The organism is Spirillospora sp. CA-108201 (genome assembly GCF_050936235.1).
Lineage (GTDB): Bacteria > Actinomycetota > Actinomycetes > Streptosporangiales > Streptosporangiaceae > Spirillospora.
The window spans coordinates 4,060,417-4,074,840 of sequence record NZ_JBNJNE010000001.1 but is presented as its reverse complement, the minus strand read 5'-3'; the positions used below and the strand labels follow the sequence as shown (position 1 = coordinate 4,074,840).

The 14,424-nt window shown below is 74.6% G+C and carries 12 protein-coding genes; 7 read left to right on the top strand and 5 right to left on the bottom strand.

Annotated features, from left to right (window positions below; translation table 11 throughout):
* Window positions 1-114 precede the first annotated feature (114 nt).
* Window positions 115-417 (bottom strand): hypothetical protein, encoded by a 303-nt coding sequence (locus ACQEU6_RS19745; RefSeq protein WP_499333862.1) that lies wholly within the window; start codon window positions 415-417, stop codon window positions 115-117.
* A gap of 203 nt (window positions 418-620) precedes the next feature.
* Complete coding sequence (locus tag ACQEU6_RS19740; RefSeq protein ID WP_499333860.1) at window positions 621-2,780, bottom strand: MMPL family transporter; 2,160 nt, start codon at window positions 2,778-2,780, stop codon at window positions 621-623.
* A gap of 164 nt (window positions 2,781-2,944) precedes the next feature.
* Here ACQEU6_RS19740 and ACQEU6_RS19735 point away from each other — a divergent pair, with 164 nt between their 5' ends.
* Window positions 2,945-3,661: a TetR/AcrR family transcriptional regulator gene (locus tag ACQEU6_RS19735; protein ID WP_499333858.1), complete on the top strand. Its 717-nt coding sequence runs from the start codon at window positions 2,945-2,947 to the stop codon at window positions 3,659-3,661.
* 36 nt (window positions 3,662-3,697) lie between these two features.
* Here the strand turns inward: ACQEU6_RS19735 and ACQEU6_RS19730 are convergent, their stop codons facing one another.
* From ACQEU6_RS19730 to moeZ, 3 genes are all read right to left on the bottom strand, one after another.
* A complete protein-coding gene (locus ACQEU6_RS19730) occupies window positions 3,698-4,867 on the bottom strand; it encodes an ROK family transcriptional regulator (RefSeq protein ID WP_499333856.1) in 1,170 nt (389 codons plus the stop codon).
* 124 nt (window positions 4,868-4,991) lie between these two features.
* Window positions 4,992-8,024 carry an alpha-N-acetylglucosaminidase TIM-barrel domain-containing protein gene (locus ACQEU6_RS19725; protein ID WP_499333854.1) on the bottom strand — a complete coding sequence of 1,011 codons (3,033 nt, stop codon included), beginning with the start codon at window positions 8,022-8,024 and terminating at the stop codon, window positions 4,992-4,994.
* 180 nt (window positions 8,025-8,204) lie between these two features.
* The gene (gene moeZ, locus ACQEU6_RS19720; protein WP_499333852.1) at window positions 8,205-9,386 is read right to left on the bottom strand and encodes an adenylyltransferase/sulfurtransferase MoeZ; all 1,182 of its coding nucleotides are present in this window, start codon (window positions 9,384-9,386) and stop codon (window positions 8,205-8,207) included.
* Window positions 9,387-9,605: 219 nt separating this feature from the next.
* Here moeZ and ACQEU6_RS19715 point away from each other — a divergent pair, with 219 nt between their 5' ends.
* The 6 genes from ACQEU6_RS19715 to ACQEU6_RS19690 all read left to right on the top strand — a co-directional run bounded on the left by ACQEU6_RS19715 (window position 9,606) and on the right by ACQEU6_RS19690 (window position 14,421).
* Entirely contained in the window at window positions 9,606-9,797 is a 192-nt protein-coding gene (locus ACQEU6_RS19715) for a hypothetical protein (protein ID WP_499333851.1), read from the top strand.
* Between the two features lie 55 nt (window positions 9,798-9,852).
* Complete coding sequence (locus ACQEU6_RS19710; RefSeq protein WP_499333849.1) at window positions 9,853-10,044, top strand: CsbD family protein; 192 nt, start codon at window positions 9,853-9,855, stop codon at window positions 10,042-10,044.
* A 134-nt stretch (window positions 10,045-10,178) separates the two neighbouring features.
* Window positions 10,179-11,132 carry a hypothetical protein gene (locus tag ACQEU6_RS19705; protein ID WP_499333847.1) on the top strand — a complete coding sequence of 318 codons (954 nt, stop codon included), beginning with the start codon at window positions 10,179-10,181 and terminating at the stop codon, window positions 11,130-11,132.
* Entirely contained in the window at window positions 11,126-12,388 is a 1,263-nt protein-coding gene (locus tag ACQEU6_RS19700; RefSeq protein ID WP_499340263.1) for a S8 family peptidase, read from the top strand. Before ACQEU6_RS19705 ends, ACQEU6_RS19700 begins: the two co-directional genes overlap by 7 nt.
* Window positions 12,389-12,412: 24 nt before the next feature.
* Entirely contained in the window at window positions 12,413-13,165 is a 753-nt protein-coding gene (locus tag ACQEU6_RS19695; protein ID WP_499333845.1) for a hypothetical protein, read from the top strand.
* The gene (locus tag ACQEU6_RS19690) at window positions 13,159-14,421 is read left to right on the top strand and encodes a S8 family serine peptidase (RefSeq protein WP_499333843.1); all 1,263 of its coding nucleotides are present in this window, start codon (window positions 13,159-13,161) and stop codon (window positions 14,419-14,421) included. Before ACQEU6_RS19695 ends, ACQEU6_RS19690 begins: the two co-directional genes overlap by 7 nt.
* The last annotated feature ends 3 nt before the right edge of the window (window positions 14,422-14,424 follow it).

Genomic DNA, 14,424 nt, shown 5'->3' with positions numbered 1-14,424 from the left:
CGGACGCCGCGGCGTGGCGGCGGCGTCCGGGCTCGGTGGCTCATGAGCATGCCCCCGGAGCGGAGAACGGCATCCCCCCGATCGGCGGGAGGGCGGCGCGGTGCGCCGGACGGTTCAGTTGTCGCGGCGGGCGGCGAGCACCCGGCCGACGGCGGCGGCAGCAGCGGACGGGTCGGCGCACAGCGCGATCCGCTCGCCCCAGCCGTAGCAGAAGGACCAGCCGTCGCCGGAACGCTCCCGGACCGCGATGACGCTCTCGTTGACGCGCGGCAGGCGCGGGTCGGCGATGTGCGCGGTCGGGCGGCGGTCGGCGGGCGCGGCGACCTCGACGGCCCAGCCGGCGGAGCGCAGGGCGTCGGTCAGCCGCTCCAGGTGCGCGAGCGCCGTCTCGGTCTCGTTGATCATCAGCACGGACATGGCGCCTCCAGGAGACGTCCCGGCACGGGACGGGTTCGGGGATCCGCCGGGCAGGGGCCGTCGCGGGATGCGTCACGCGAGGGCGCAGCCGGTGGAATGGCGTTCAGTCTTGCGCCGGGCGGAGGAGACCACAAGCGGTTCGGGGGGATTGGTGGCCGGCACTTCGAGGTGCCGGCCACCGGGGCGGGTCCGGACGGTGCCGGTCAGCCCACCGGCTCCAGCCGGGCCGGGGGCGGGGCCGGGGCGTCGCCCTCCCGGATCCCGTACCGGCCGTAGAACCGGGCGAGCGGGCCGGGCGCCCACCAGTTCGCGCGGCCGAGCAGCCGCATCGTGGCGGGCACGAGCAGCGCCCGGACGACCGTCGCGTCCAGCAGGATCGCCACCGCCATCCCGACGCCGGTCATCTTGATGAACGTGATGCCGGACGTGGCGAACGCGCCGATCACGACGATGAACAGCAGCGCCGCGCTGGTGATGATGGCGCCGGTGCGCTGCACGCCGGAGGCGACGGCCGCGGTGTTGGAGCCGGTCAGGTCGTACTGCTCGCGGACCCGCGACAGCAGGAACACCTCGTAGTCCATCGAGATCCCGAACAGCATCGCCAGCATGAGGATCGGCATCGCGGGGGAGATGGCGCCGGTCGCGGTGAAGCCCAGCGGGCCGGACAGGTGGCCGTCCTGGAAGACCAGCACGACCGCGCCGAACGTGGCCGACAGCGACAGCATGTTCATGACGATCGCCTTCAGCGGGAGCAGCACCGACCCGAACGCCAGGAACAGCAGGAGGAACGTGGCGCCGCCGACGAGCGCGGCCAGCCAGGGCAGGGTCGCGCCGATGCTGGCGAGCTGGTCGACCACGTCGGCCGTCTCGCCGCCGACGTGGGCGCGCGCGCCGGGCGGCGGCGGGACGTCCCGGACGCGCTGGACGAGGTCGCGGGCGGCGCCGGAGTTCGGGTCGGCGTCGTAGCGCAGCGCGATGCGGGTCGTCGTCCCCGCGGCGCCGGTCACCGTCGCGTCCGTGACGCCGGGCAGCGCGTCCAGCCGGTCCCCGTACGCCTGGACGGCGGCCCGGTCGGACGTCCCGGTCACGACGGCCTCGATCGGGCTGGTGGCGTTGCGGGGGAAGCGGGTCTCCAGCGTCTCGGAGACGACCCGCGCGTCGGTGCCGTCCGGCAGCACCCTCGCGTCCACGCCGCCCCAGTTGATGCGCAGGAGCGGCGCGCCGAGCGCGAGGAGCAGTGCCACGGTCGCGACCATGTAGACGACCGGGCGGCGCATCACGCTGCGCGCGACCCGTCCCCACCAGCCCTCGAACCGGCCGCCGGAGGCCCTGCGCCGCCGGATCGGCAGCGCGTTCACCTTCGGGCCGAGGACGGCCATCAGCGCGGGCAGCACGGTCAGCGCCCCGGCCATGCACACCAGCACGGTGGCGATGCCGCCGTAGCCCATGGAGACCAGGAAGTTCTGGTCGAACAGCAGCAGCCCGGACAGCGACACGGCCACCGTGACGCCGGAGACCGCGACGGTGCGGCCGGCGGTGGCCATCGTGGCGGCCAGCGCGTCCTCGGCGGACGCGCCGTCCCGGCCGATCTCCTCGCGGAACCGGCTGACCATGAACAGCCCGTAGTCGATCGCGAGGCCGAGGCCGAGGAACGTGGTGATGTTGACCGCGAAGATCGACACGTCCGTGACGTAGGTCAGCGCGTGCAGCGCGGTGAACGAGCCGAGGACGGCCAGCCCGCCGATCAGCAGCGGCAGGCTCGCCGACACCAGCCCGCCGAAGATCAGCACCAGCAGCACCAGCAGGACCGGCATGGCCATGCCCTCGGCGCGGCCGATGTCGGACGAGACGCGCTCGTTGATCGCGACCTCGGTGCCGACCGCGCCGCCGACCTTCGCGGTGAGCCCGCCGCCGACCTCGGTGAGGTCGTCCTGGACCGCCTTGTAGGCGTCCTCCCGGGCGGCCGCGTCGGCGCCGGCGAGCTGGAGGACGGCGTAGGTCGCCTTGCGGTCGTCGCTGACGAACTGCGGTGCGCCGGTCGTCCAGAAGGTGCTGGCCTTGGCGACCTTGTCCGGCGGCAGCGCGGCCAGGGCGCGTTCCACCGACGCCCGGAAGGACGGGTCGTCGACCGTCGCCCGTCCCTCGTAGAGGACCACGACGTCGGCCGCGCCCCGACCGAGGTCGCGTTCGGCGATCCGCTGCGCCGCCGCGCTCTGGCTGCCCGGCGTGTCGAAGCCGCCGGAGGAGGTCAGCGCGCCGAAGACGCCCGTGCCCCACACCGCGGCGAACACCAGTGCGGCCCCGGCCGCGGCGAGGACCCACCGCCTGCGCCGGTGGACCCACCTGCCCCATCGATCGAACATGACGCTTCTCCCCCAGCTCCGTTACCTTGAGTAATTTTCGTGAACACCGTAAACTGCGAACAGCGTTAACTTCGCATACGGCGTTAGCTATCGTCAAGGGTGTTTTTGAGGAATCATGCGAGGGCGGCCGGACACGGCCGGGCACCCGGCAGAGAGGGGGCGAGGTGGAATCGCGTCGTGATCGTCTGCGGGCCGCGACGGTCAGGGAGATCACCGACACCGCCCGGCGGATCCTCGTGGAGGAGGGCCCCGAGGCGGTGACGCTGCGCGCCATCGCCCGCGAGATGGGCATGACCGCCCCCGCGCTCTACCGCTACTTCGGCAGCCACGGCGAGCTGCTGCGGCACCTGGTCGGCGACCTGTTCACCGAGCTGACCCGGGGCCTGCACACGGCCATGGAGGACGTGCCGCGGGGCGACATGAGCGGCAAGTTCATGACGGTGGCCCGCCAGTTCCGCCTCTGGGCGCTGACGCATCCCCGCGAGTACTCGCTGCTGTTCGGCGCGCCCGTGCGGGGCGCCGCGCACCAGGAGGAGGCCGACTTCGCCGAGGAGTGCGCCCGCCAGTTCGGCTGGACGTTCATGTCCCTGTTCCTGGAGCTGTGGAAGAAGCAGCCGTTCCCGGTGCCGGCCGACGAGGAGATCGACCCCGGCCTGCGCGAGGAGCTGCGCCGCTACCGCGACGACGTCCTCGGCGTCTCCCTGCCGCTCGGCGTGATCCAGCAGTTCCTCAAGTGCTGGATCCGGCTCCAGGGCGGCGTCAGCCTGGAGGTCTTCGGCCACCTGGAGTTCGCCCTGAGCGACGCCGCGCCCATGTTCGAGCTGATGCTGCGCGAGGTGACCGCCGAGCTCGGCCTGACCTACGCGCCCCCCAAGGGATGAGGGCCCCCGGCGGCGGTGCCGCCAACGGCTGACCCGTCAGGCGATGTGCCAGATGACGCCGAGCCGGTGGTGCATGGCGGTCGCCGCGGCGCCGTGCATGATGCTGTTCTCCGCCATCGTGGAGAAGCGCGGACGCCGGACGTCGCTCGGCGGCAGCCGCACGGCCAGTTCCCGCTCGATGGCGTCGAGCAGGCGCTCGCCGGCCCGGCGGATCGGCCCGTCGATCACGACGTCCCCGATGTCGAGGATCGCGGTCTGGACGCAGAGCAGGGCGGCGAGGCTCCTGCCGGCGTGGTCGACCCGCGCCGCGAGTGCCGCGAGGTCCGACGTCGCGGGCGCGCCACCGGGCGAGGAGACGCCGTCCAGATCCTCGACGGCGGCCCCGGCGAGGACGGCCGGCAGGCTCGCCACCGTCTCCAGGCATCCTCGCCGACCGCACTCGCACCGGCGGTCGCTGACGCCCACGTCGATGTGGCCGACCTCGCCCGCGCGCTGCCGTTCTCCCAGGTGCACGCGGCCGTCGAGCAGGATCGCGGAGCCGATGCCGCCCGCGACGTGCAGCACGATCACGCTGTCGCCCGCCCTGCTCTGCACCGACAGCTCCGACATCCCCACGGCGGTCGCGTCGTTGACGAGCACGACCTCGTGACCGAGGGCGGCCGCCAGCGGCCCGGCCAGGTCGACGTCCCTCCAGCGCAGTTGCAGCGCCTCGACGACGCGCTGCTCGGGGGACACGATGCCGGGGACGGCGACTCCGGCCGACAGGACCGCGCGCCGGTCGTCGCCGACCAGCGCCGTGAGCATCGGGACAAGGGCGGCCACCACATCCGCGCCGCCCGGACGTGCGGGCAGCGCCGTCCGGGCCGTCGCGCCGATCGCGCCGTCCAACCCGACGACGCCGCCCAGTACCTCGGTCGGGCGGACATCGGCCATGAGCAGGCAGTGCCGGTCGGTGTCGATCCGGAGCAGCGTGGCCGGCTTGCCCCGCCCGCTCGGCCTGGCGGTCTCCTCGACCACCAGCCCCCGCGACACCAGCCCCTCCATGATCTGCGACACGACGGCGCGGGCCAGGCCCGTCGACCGCGCGATGTCGGCGCGGGACACCGTGCCGCCTCCCGCCAGCACGCTCTGCAGGACGAGCTCGGTGTTGCGCTCGCGCAGGACCGCGGGAGTCGCCTTCTCGGTGATCCGGACGGACCTGGTCATTCCCGCCTTCCCCCGCGCGCCCGCCGCGGCGCCGTTTCTGCCACCTCCAGAAGTTGGAGCGTATAAGGATCTCCCGTGTCCCCGGGCCCGCCCGTCCGCACGCGGTCACGGGCCCGGGGGCGGCTCACCGGGTCTGGGGCGGCGAGGTGCAGGCGAGCGTCGGCACGCCGAACGAGACGGCGTCGAACCAGCGGTTGGCGTCGTACTGGTCGACCTGGAGGCGGAGCTGCTGGACACCCGTCACGTCGACGTCGAGGCGGACCGCCTCCGCCCCGGAGGCGGCGAGCCCGCTGCGCAGCACGCCGGTCTCGTGCAGCAGCCGGCCGTCGCCGAAGACCCGGACGACCACGTCGCCGTCGGCCGTGTGGTTCATCGCGTCGTCGATCCCGACGAGCGTCGTGAACCGCCCGCAGCCGCGGTTCAGTTCGACGCGCACGTCGGCGTTCGCGTTGGTTCCGAGGCCCTTGCTGTAGGCCGTCCCGTCCAGGCGGACGGGTTTGCCGTTCCCCTCGGGGGTACCGGGCGTCACGGTGTCGCGAGCCACCGGGTAGATGCCGTCATGGTTGCGCGAGTAGGAGAACGGCAGGTCGCTGAGCTGGACACGGCCGTCGTCGGCCACCGGCAGAACGGCGCTCGCCTTGCGGACCACGTGCCGGCCGGCCTGGTCGAACCCGACCGTGACCTGCACCGTGACCTGCGTCGTCCCGTCCGGAAGGTCGCCGGTCCGATGCAGCGTCCACGACTGCTCCAGGGTGGCGCCGGGTTCGATCTCCCCCGTGCGCGGAGCCGCGGGGCGGGCCTCCACGCCCGCGGGCGTGGAGATGTCGAAGGCCAGGCCGCTCATCGGAGCGAAGTAGTTGGCATTGGTCACGGACGCGGTCATCCCGGCGGAGCCGGAGACCGACCCCTGCGGACGCAGCGAGAGCGGCAGGTCGTAGTCGTCGCCGGCCAGCCGCCGCAGCATTCGCGACGCTTCGGCGTAGGTGTCGCCGACCGGCCTCGTCCGGTACTCGCCGGTGTCCTTCGCCCATGCCTCCGCCATGGCGTACCAGTCGACGTCCGGCGCGGCGGCGCCCGTGCGCAGTTCGGTCTTCAGGCCGTCGAACAGCCGCTTCCAGCGCGGGGCGTAGTAGTCGCGCAGCACCCCGGACCACTCGCGGTAGGCGTAGTCGTGCAGGTCGGTGTCGCGGTCGCCCCACGAGGTGATCAGCTTGCGCGCCTCGTACTCCGTCCGCGGCGCCTCCCGGGGGCTCGCGGCCGCCTGCCGCGCCCGCTGGAGCCACGGGCCCACCATGTGGTGGCGGTCGGTGCCGGCCAGGTCGTCGAGTGCCTCGATGTAGCCGGTCCAGGCGTCGCTCAGCCGGGAGAACGCGGCGAGGTCGCGGGACTGGTAGGCCGCGTTGATCTGCGGCAGCAGGGTCCGGGACCGGTCGTCGGCCGCCGCGCGGGCCACTTCGAGCAGGTCGTAGCGGTAGGCGTCGCCGCGGCGCAGCGGCTCGCGGACGGCCAGCAGCGCCGGCAGGGCCCGGGCGAAGGCGGCCGGGTCGTAGGCGAACGCGGCCTGCGCCCACCGGTGCGGCCTGGTCGTCGCCAGGTTCGGTTCCGCGGCGAAGAGCCCGCCGTGCCCGGACGAGCGGCCGCCGGTCGGGGGGATCGCGTACGCGGTGTCGGCCAGCGTCCGCCAGGCGGCGCGGGCCTGCGGGTCGACGCCCCCGTAGCGGGCGTCCGCGTACTCGTCGAACCACCGGTGGAGGTCGACCGGGCCGTCATGCCAGGGCAGTTCGGCGAGGAACTCGACGGCGACCGGGTTGTTGTAGCTCGCCTCCGGCATGATCGCGATACCGTCGAGCGCGCTCGCCCGCCGTGCCCGCCAGTCCCAGAACCGCTCGTTCCATGCCTTGATCGGTGCGCCGACGGTGGAGTTGCCGCCGAAGTTCCAGATCGAACCGAAGGCGTACGGGGCGCCCTTCCAGTCGGCGTCGCGGTCGACCTTCAGCGCCCGGTCGGACAGGCCGTCCACCACGAGCATCCTGCTCCGGTCGACGGCGGCCACGGTCTCGGGGCGCGGGTTGCCCTGCCAGCCGAGGATCACCCAGGTCGCCCCCGGGTGCGCCCTGTCCAGGGCGTCCTGGACGGCTGCGGAGGCCTGGCCCACGGGGACGGCGCCGGGCTTCCCGCCTTCGTGCAGCAGGTCCATCTTGTACATCGTCGAACGGCCGAGCAGCCGGTCCTGGATTCCGTAGAACCGTTCGGCGACCTGGGCGAACACCGGGTTCGTCGGCGCCAGCCAGTCGGGCCGGGCGATCCCCTCCCAGGTGCCCTGCGGCACGGTCACCGCGCCGGGGTTGCGGGCCGCGAAACCGGCCGGGACGGTACCGAAGTAGCCCGGGAGCACCGGCGTGATGCCCAGCCGCCGCATCCGGTCGGCGATCCGGCGGCCCAGTTCCGCGCGCGCACTGATCTGGTCCTCGCCGACCGGCGAGGTGAAGTTGGACATGTTCTGGAGGAGCCACCACGGCTGGTATCCCGCGCCCGGGATCCACGCGCGCAACTCGTCGGCCGAGTAGCCGAACGACTTCAACGTCTCGTAGTACACGGCCTCGGCGCCGACCGGCATGAACATCTCGTTGACGCCGTGGAGGGCGTAGACGTCGATGAGCCGCTCCCAGTCCTGGAACGTCCGGTACGGCCCGGAGTACCCGTCCTCGGTGTCGTTCCCCGCGAACCGGTGCTTGACGGCGGACGACCGCTCGATCGGCTGCGCGGGCGGGGGGAGCCGCCGCGGCAGGTTCAGCTGGTCCCCGGTCCAGGAGATGTCGGCCTTGGCCACGTGCTTGAGGTACCAGTTGAAGCCCATCAGCAACGCGGGAGTGCTGCTGCCCGCGATGAGCGGCCGCCGGTTCCGGGCCGAGACCCGGAAGGTGTCCCGGCCCCCGGACCCCGGCAGGGTCGCCAGGCTCACCTGGCCCGCGTACCGCGCCCCGACCAGCCGCTCGATCGCGTCGCGGGCGGGCCGGACGTCGAAGGCCGGACGGCCGGGGGACCCGGCCTCCGCCGACGCGACGCCTCCCGGCAGCACGCCGAGGATGAGCGACACGCCCACCGCCCCGGCCGCCGCGGCCCGCCATCTCCCTTGCGCCCTGCGCCGTCGTGTCACGGTCGCGTCCCTTCGCCGGGTTTTGATCGTGAACCAAACTAAATAGCCGCGGCCACCCGGTCAAGATCTGGATCGGGAGGTCTTCGGCCGAAGGAACGTATGCGGCGTCAGGAACCCGGACGGGCCCGGAAGGCGGAAGGCCCCCGGACCCGCTGCGGGTCCGGGGGCCTTCCGGCGGCGTCAGTAGGACGGGAGGCCGGGGTCGATCTGGTTGACCCAGGCCAGGACGCCGCCGCCGACGTGGACGGCGTCGCCGAACCCGGCGTTCTTCACGACGGCGAGGGCCTCGGCGGAGCGGACGCCCGACTTGCAGTGCAGGACGATCTTCTTGTCCTGCGGCAGGCGCTCCAGGGCGGAGCCGTTCAGGAACTCGCCCTTGGGGATGAGCGTGGCGCCGGGGATCGCGACGATCTCGTACTCGTTGGGCTCGCGGACGTCCACCAGGAAGATGTCGTCGTCGCGGTCCTGCATCGCCTTGAGGTCGTGCACGGAGATCGTGGAGTCCCGGACGGCCTCGGCGGCCTCGTCGGACACCGCGCCGCAGAAGGCCTCGTAGTCCTCCAGCAGCTCGGTCTGCGTCGGGTTCTTGCCGCACAGCGGGCACTCGGGGTCCTTGCGGACCCTGACCGAGCGGTAGGTCATCTCCAGGGCGTCGTAGACCATCAGCCGGCCGACGAGCGGCTCGCCGATGCCGGTCAGCAGCTTGATGGCCTCGTTCACCTGGATGGAGCCGATGGACGCGCACAGCACGCCGAGCACCCCGCCCTCGGCGCAGGACGGCACCATGCCGGGCGGCGGCGGCTCGGGGTAGAGGCAGCGGTAGCAGGGGCCGTGCTCGGCCCAGAACACCGACGCCTGGCCGTCGAACCGGTAGATCGAGCCCCACACGTACGGCTTGCCGAGCAGGACGGCGGCGTCGTTCACCATGTAGCGGGTGGCGAAGTTGTCGGTGCCGTCCACGATCAGGTCGTAGCCGGAGAAGATGTCCATGACGTTGTCGCGGTCGAGCGCGGTGTCGTGCACCACGACGTCGATCAGCGGGTTGATGTCGCGGACGGTGTCGGCGGCCGACTCGACCTTCGGCTTGCCGAGCGAGGTCTGCCGGTGGATGATCTGCCGCTGCAGGTTGGACTCGTCCACGACGTCGAAGTCGATGACGCCGAGGGTGCCCACCCCGGCCGCGGCCAGGTAGAGCAGGGCGGGGGAGCCGAGGCCGCCCGCGCCGACGACCAGGACCTTGGCGTTCTTGAGGCGCTTCTGCCCGGCCATGCCCACGTCGGGAATGATCAGGTGCCGCGAGTAGCGGTTGACCTCGTCGCGGGTGAGCTCCGGGGCGGGCTCGACCAGAGGTGGCAACGACACGGTGAATGCTCCTGTGCTGGCGCTCGACGTTCAAGGACGGCGGGACGTCATCGTCCTCCCACGGCACAACCTTGCCATGTGCTGCGGCATTCCCGGCAGCCGCCTGCCGGACGGTTGCCGCTGTCCCTCCCGGTAGCGGAATGGATCGCCATAAAAGGGGCACCGTACGGGCGCAGAGCCGGCGACCGGACCGGCCGCGGGTGAGGAGAGGTGACGGGCATGGGGTTCCTGAAGAAGCTCAGGGGGGAACGGGCCGGCCGCCGGACGGCGGGGCGGCGGCGCAAGCCGAGCCCGCGCGAGCAGCGCGCGGCGATGCGCACGGAGCAGGCCGAGGCGAAGCTCCTGGAGACCGAGGCCCTCATCCACGAGGAGGCGCGGAGGCTGCGCCGCGGGACCCGAACGTCCGCATAATCCGGGCCATTGGGGGCATAGCCGGTACACGACGCTCCGTACAGGAGGAGGAACCATGGGTTTCCTCGACAAGCTGAAGAACAAGGCGCAGCAGGCCAAGGGCCGGGGCAAGGAGGAGGCCGGACGGCGGTCCGGTGACCCGAACCTGGAGGCCGAGGGCAAGAGCGACCGCGCCTCCGGCGGCGCCAAGCAGGTCGGCGAGAAGGCCAAGGACGCCGCCAAGGAGGCGAAGCGGGCCGTGGAGTAGGCCTCCGGCCGCGATGCCTTGTGGACGAGGCCCCTCCGAGGAGGGGCCTCGTTCGTTTCCCCGCCCGGCGGCGACGGCGGTCCTTCGCAGGATGACAGGCGGAATGTCGTGAAGCGACGTTAATCTTGACTGTTGTGGCATTCCTGCCCCCCTCCCAGCAGCCGCCCCCGCCGCGGTCCCCGCACCAGCCCGGCATGCCCGGCGGTCTCCGGCCGCCCGGCCCGCCCGGCCCGCCCGGCCCGCCCGGCCCGCCCGGCCCGCCCGGCCCGCCCGCGAACCCGCACGCCGGGCCCGGGCGCCCGTTCGGCGCGCCGCCGCGACCCGTGGGCGCCGGCGGCCCGCCGACCGTCCTGGGGCTGACCGGCGGCCAATGGATGGTCGTGGCGCTGGTCGTCGGCTGCTGCTACCTCGTCGCCACGGGAGTGTCGTTCTTCGGCACGTGGACGACCCTCAAGCGCGCGCCCACGAACGCCGAACTCCGGATCGCCGCCGACAAGGAGGTCGCGCGCCGCTGGCAGGCGTGGCCCGCGCGCCGCGTCTTCCCCGACCGGCTCGGCTACCGGCCGGCGGGCGAGCAGACCGAGTACGCGTCCCGGACGGGGATCGTCCCGGACGACGGCTGCGTCCAGGGCGTGGACGAGGAGATCGCGACGACGATCGGCAGGCACGGCTGCCTCGCCGTCCTGCGCGCGACCTACGTCGACCAGTTGCAGGGAGTCGTCGTCACCGTCGGCGTGGTGGCGTTCCCCGACCCGTGGAAGGCCGACCGGGCCTACAAGGAGCTGCCCGGCTCGAAGGGCCCGGACGGGACGGGCTCCGTCAGCCCCGCCCTGCACGCCGCCGGGTTCCCGGGGACGGCGTCCGCCCGGTTCACCGACGAGGCCCGGCAGGACCGGACGATCGACCGCGGCGGCCCGTACGTCGTGCTCACCACCTCCGGCCAGGCCGACGGCCGCCCCGCCTCCGCGATCAAGAAGGCGCGTCCGGGCGAGCCGTTCGCGGTGTCCCCGCAGATCGCGCACGCGATCGCGCGGACCCTCTCGGCCAAGGCGCTGCCCGACTGCGACCTGTCGGGGTGGCGATGCTGAGGCGGGCGCGGGCGCGGGCGCGGGCGCGGGCGCGGGCGGGGCGCCGGGGCCTGCCGGCGGCGGCCGGTGCGGCGCTGCTGGCCGGAAGCTGGCTGATGCCCGTCCCCGCGCACGCGGACGTGGTCCGTGAAGGGCAGCGCCCCGTCCTCGCCCTGCTCGGCATGGAGACCGCCTGGAAGATGACCAAGGGCGCCGGCGTGACGGTCGGCGTCGTCGACTCGGGCGTCGACCCCGCCCAGGCGGACCTGCGCGGCAAGGTCACCGTCGGCCCCAACATGCTCGCCGGGATCGACGCCGGGACGACGCCCGCGCGGCTGCACGGCACCGGGATGTCGACGCTGATCGCCGGGCAGGGGCACGGCCCCGGCGGCGGCTCCGGGGTCATCGGCATCGCCCCGCAGGCGCGCATCCTCGCCGTCCGGAGCATCGGCGAGCCGGAGGACGCCAGCTTCCGCCGCCTGCGGGCCTCGGACGACGCGGACGACGCGGTGGCGCGCGGCATCCGCTACGCCGCCGACCACGGCGCCGACGTCATCAACCTCTCGCTCGGCAGCCGGGACGAGAACCCCGCCGAGCGCGCGGCCGTCGGCCACGCCGTCGGCAAGGGCGTCGTGGTGGTCTCGGCCGTCGGCAACGACGGCGACGAGGAGCGGCTGCTGGACGGCGACGGGTTCGCCCCCTACTCCTACCCGGCGTCCTACCCCGGTGTGATCGCGGTCGCGGCGACCGACCCCGGCCACGCCCGCGCGCCGTTCTCCAACCGCAACTACTCGGTGCTGCTGTCGGCGCCGGGCACGGGCCTGCCCGTCGGGGCGCCGGGCGGCCGGTACTTCCGGAGCGACGGCACCAGCGACGCCAGCGCGATCGTCGCCGGGATCGCGGCGCTGATCCGCGCGAAGCATCCCCGGATGGCGCCCGCCCTGGTCGCGCAGGCCCTGATCCAGAGCACGCGGCACGGCCCGTCCGGCGGCTACGACCCGGAGGTCGGGTTCGGGGAGGTGCACGCGGCCCGCGCCCTGTCCGCGGCGGACTCGCTGGCCGTGACGCCGCCCGGCACGGCGCGGGCCAAGCCCGCCGGGCAGCGGTTCGGCGAGCGGGACCCCGGCCCGGTGGAGGTCGTCGAGCGGCCCTTCTGGGTCCGCCCGCTGATCATCGTGATCACCCTCCTCGGGCTCGGCGGGACGGCCGGGGGGCTCGCGATCGCGGCGGCGTTCCGGCGCCGCCACTCCGGGCGGTCTCCCGCCGCCCCGTCCTGACCCGCGTTGGGCTACGCTCCGCGTGTGTCGCGCGCCGAGATCTCCGCCCCGGACGGCGAGCCGGAACCGGGCGCCGGACGGCGGGCCTCCCGCAGGACGGTCGCGCTGGTGGCCGCGCCGGCGTGCGCGACCGTCCTCGCCGTCGCCGGGGTGCGGCTGACCGCCGAGCTGACCCGCGCCCCCACCCCGGCCGAGCGCGCCGCGGCCGCGGCGGCGGAACTGTCCGCCCGCCACCGGACCCGGACCGCCGGGCGGATCTTCCCCGCGGCCCTGGCCTACCGGCTCGGCCAGGCGTCCGCGGAGACGGCCCGCCGGGTGGGGATCGGCCCCGACACCCGCTGCGAGACGGCAGTGGACGGCGCGTTCGCCCGGACGCTGACGGTCCGCGGCTGCCGCGCCGCGCTCCGGGCCACCTATCTCGACCAGGCGCAGGGGCTCGCGGTCACCGTCGGGGTGGTGGTGTTCCCGGACGAGCGGGCCGCGCGGGAGGCCGTCGCCTGGTTCCCGTCCCGCGAGCCCGGCCCGGGACTGCGCGCGCTGCCGCTCGCGGGCACGGTGGCCTCCCGGTTCGGCGACGCCGCCCGGCAGGCGTCCACCGCGGCGCAGCGCGGCCCGTACGTGGTCGCGGCGACCGCCGGGTACGCCGACGGGCGTCCCGCCATGCGAGGCTCCCTGGCCGACGCCGCCGAACTGGCGCCGCAGCTCGTCCAGGGCGTCCTGCGGCCGCTGACCGCGCCCGCGACCGTCCGCTGCGGAACGCGGGAGTGGCGGTGCTGAGGCGGGCCGCCGCCGGGGCGGCCGCGCTGGCGCTGGCCGCGGCACCCGCGCCGCCGGCCCGCGCGGCCGCGCCTCCGAACGGCGCCCTCGCCTCCGACCCGGTGCGGGACGCGGTCACGCCCGTCCTGGAGTCGCTGAACGTGCCGCGCGCCTGGACGATGTCCAAGGGCGGCGGCGCGACCGTCGCCGTCCTCGACTCGGGCGTGGACGCCGGCCAGGCCGACCTCGCCGGCTCCGTCACCGCCGGGCCCGACTACACGCGCGGCGCGAACCCGCCCGGCGTCGCGCCGAAGCGGCTGCACGGCACCAACATGGCGTCGATCATCGCCGGGCACGGGCACGGCCCCGGCGGCGCCGAGGGGGTCGTCGGCGTCGCGCCCGAGGCGCGTCTCCTGGCGCCGCGGGTGATCCTGGAACGCGACGAGCCGGGCTTCGCGCGGTTCACCGGCGGCGGGCGCTACACCGGGACGATCGCCCAGGGCATCCGGTACGCCGTCGACCACGGCGCCGACGTGGTCAACCTGTCGCTCGGCCGCCCCTACCCCACGCCGCGCGAGCGCGAGGCCGTCGCCTACGCGATCGGCCGGAACGTCGTCGTGGTCGCGGCCGCGGGCAACGGCGGGGCGGAGGACGATCCGCGCGGGGCGGGAGGCCGGCCCGCCCCGGCGCGGAGCGCCCGGTGGCCCGGGAGCGGCGGGCCCACCGGGTACTTCTACCCGGCGTCGTTCCCCGGCGTGATCTCCGTGGCCGCCGTGGACGCCGGGGGCCGGCACGCCGGGTTCTCCAGCCGCAACTCCGGCGTGGTCGTGTCCGCGCCCGGAGTCCGGATCATCGGCGCGGGCCCGGACGGCCGGTACTGGATCGGGGACGGCACGAGCCCGGCGACCGCGTTCGTCTCCGGCGTCGCCGCCCTCATCCGGTCGCGCCACCGGGGCCTCGCGCCCGCGCTGGTCACGCAGGCCATCGTGGCGAGCACCGGGCACCGCCCGGCGCGCGGCTACGACCGGGGCGTCGGGTTCGGGCGGGTGGACGCCGCCGCCGCGCTCGCCGCGTCCGACACCCTGGCGGGGGCGCGGACGGGCGGCGCGGGCCTGCCGGCCGGGAAGCGGTTCGCGACCGGTCCGGTCCGTCCCGTCCAGGTGGTGCACCGCTCGGGCGGGCTCGTCTGCGCCCACCTGCTGATCTGCGCGCTGTCCCTGCTCGGCCTGGCGGGCGCCGCGGTCCTGCTGCGCGGCGAGCGCGATCCGGGAGAATGAGCG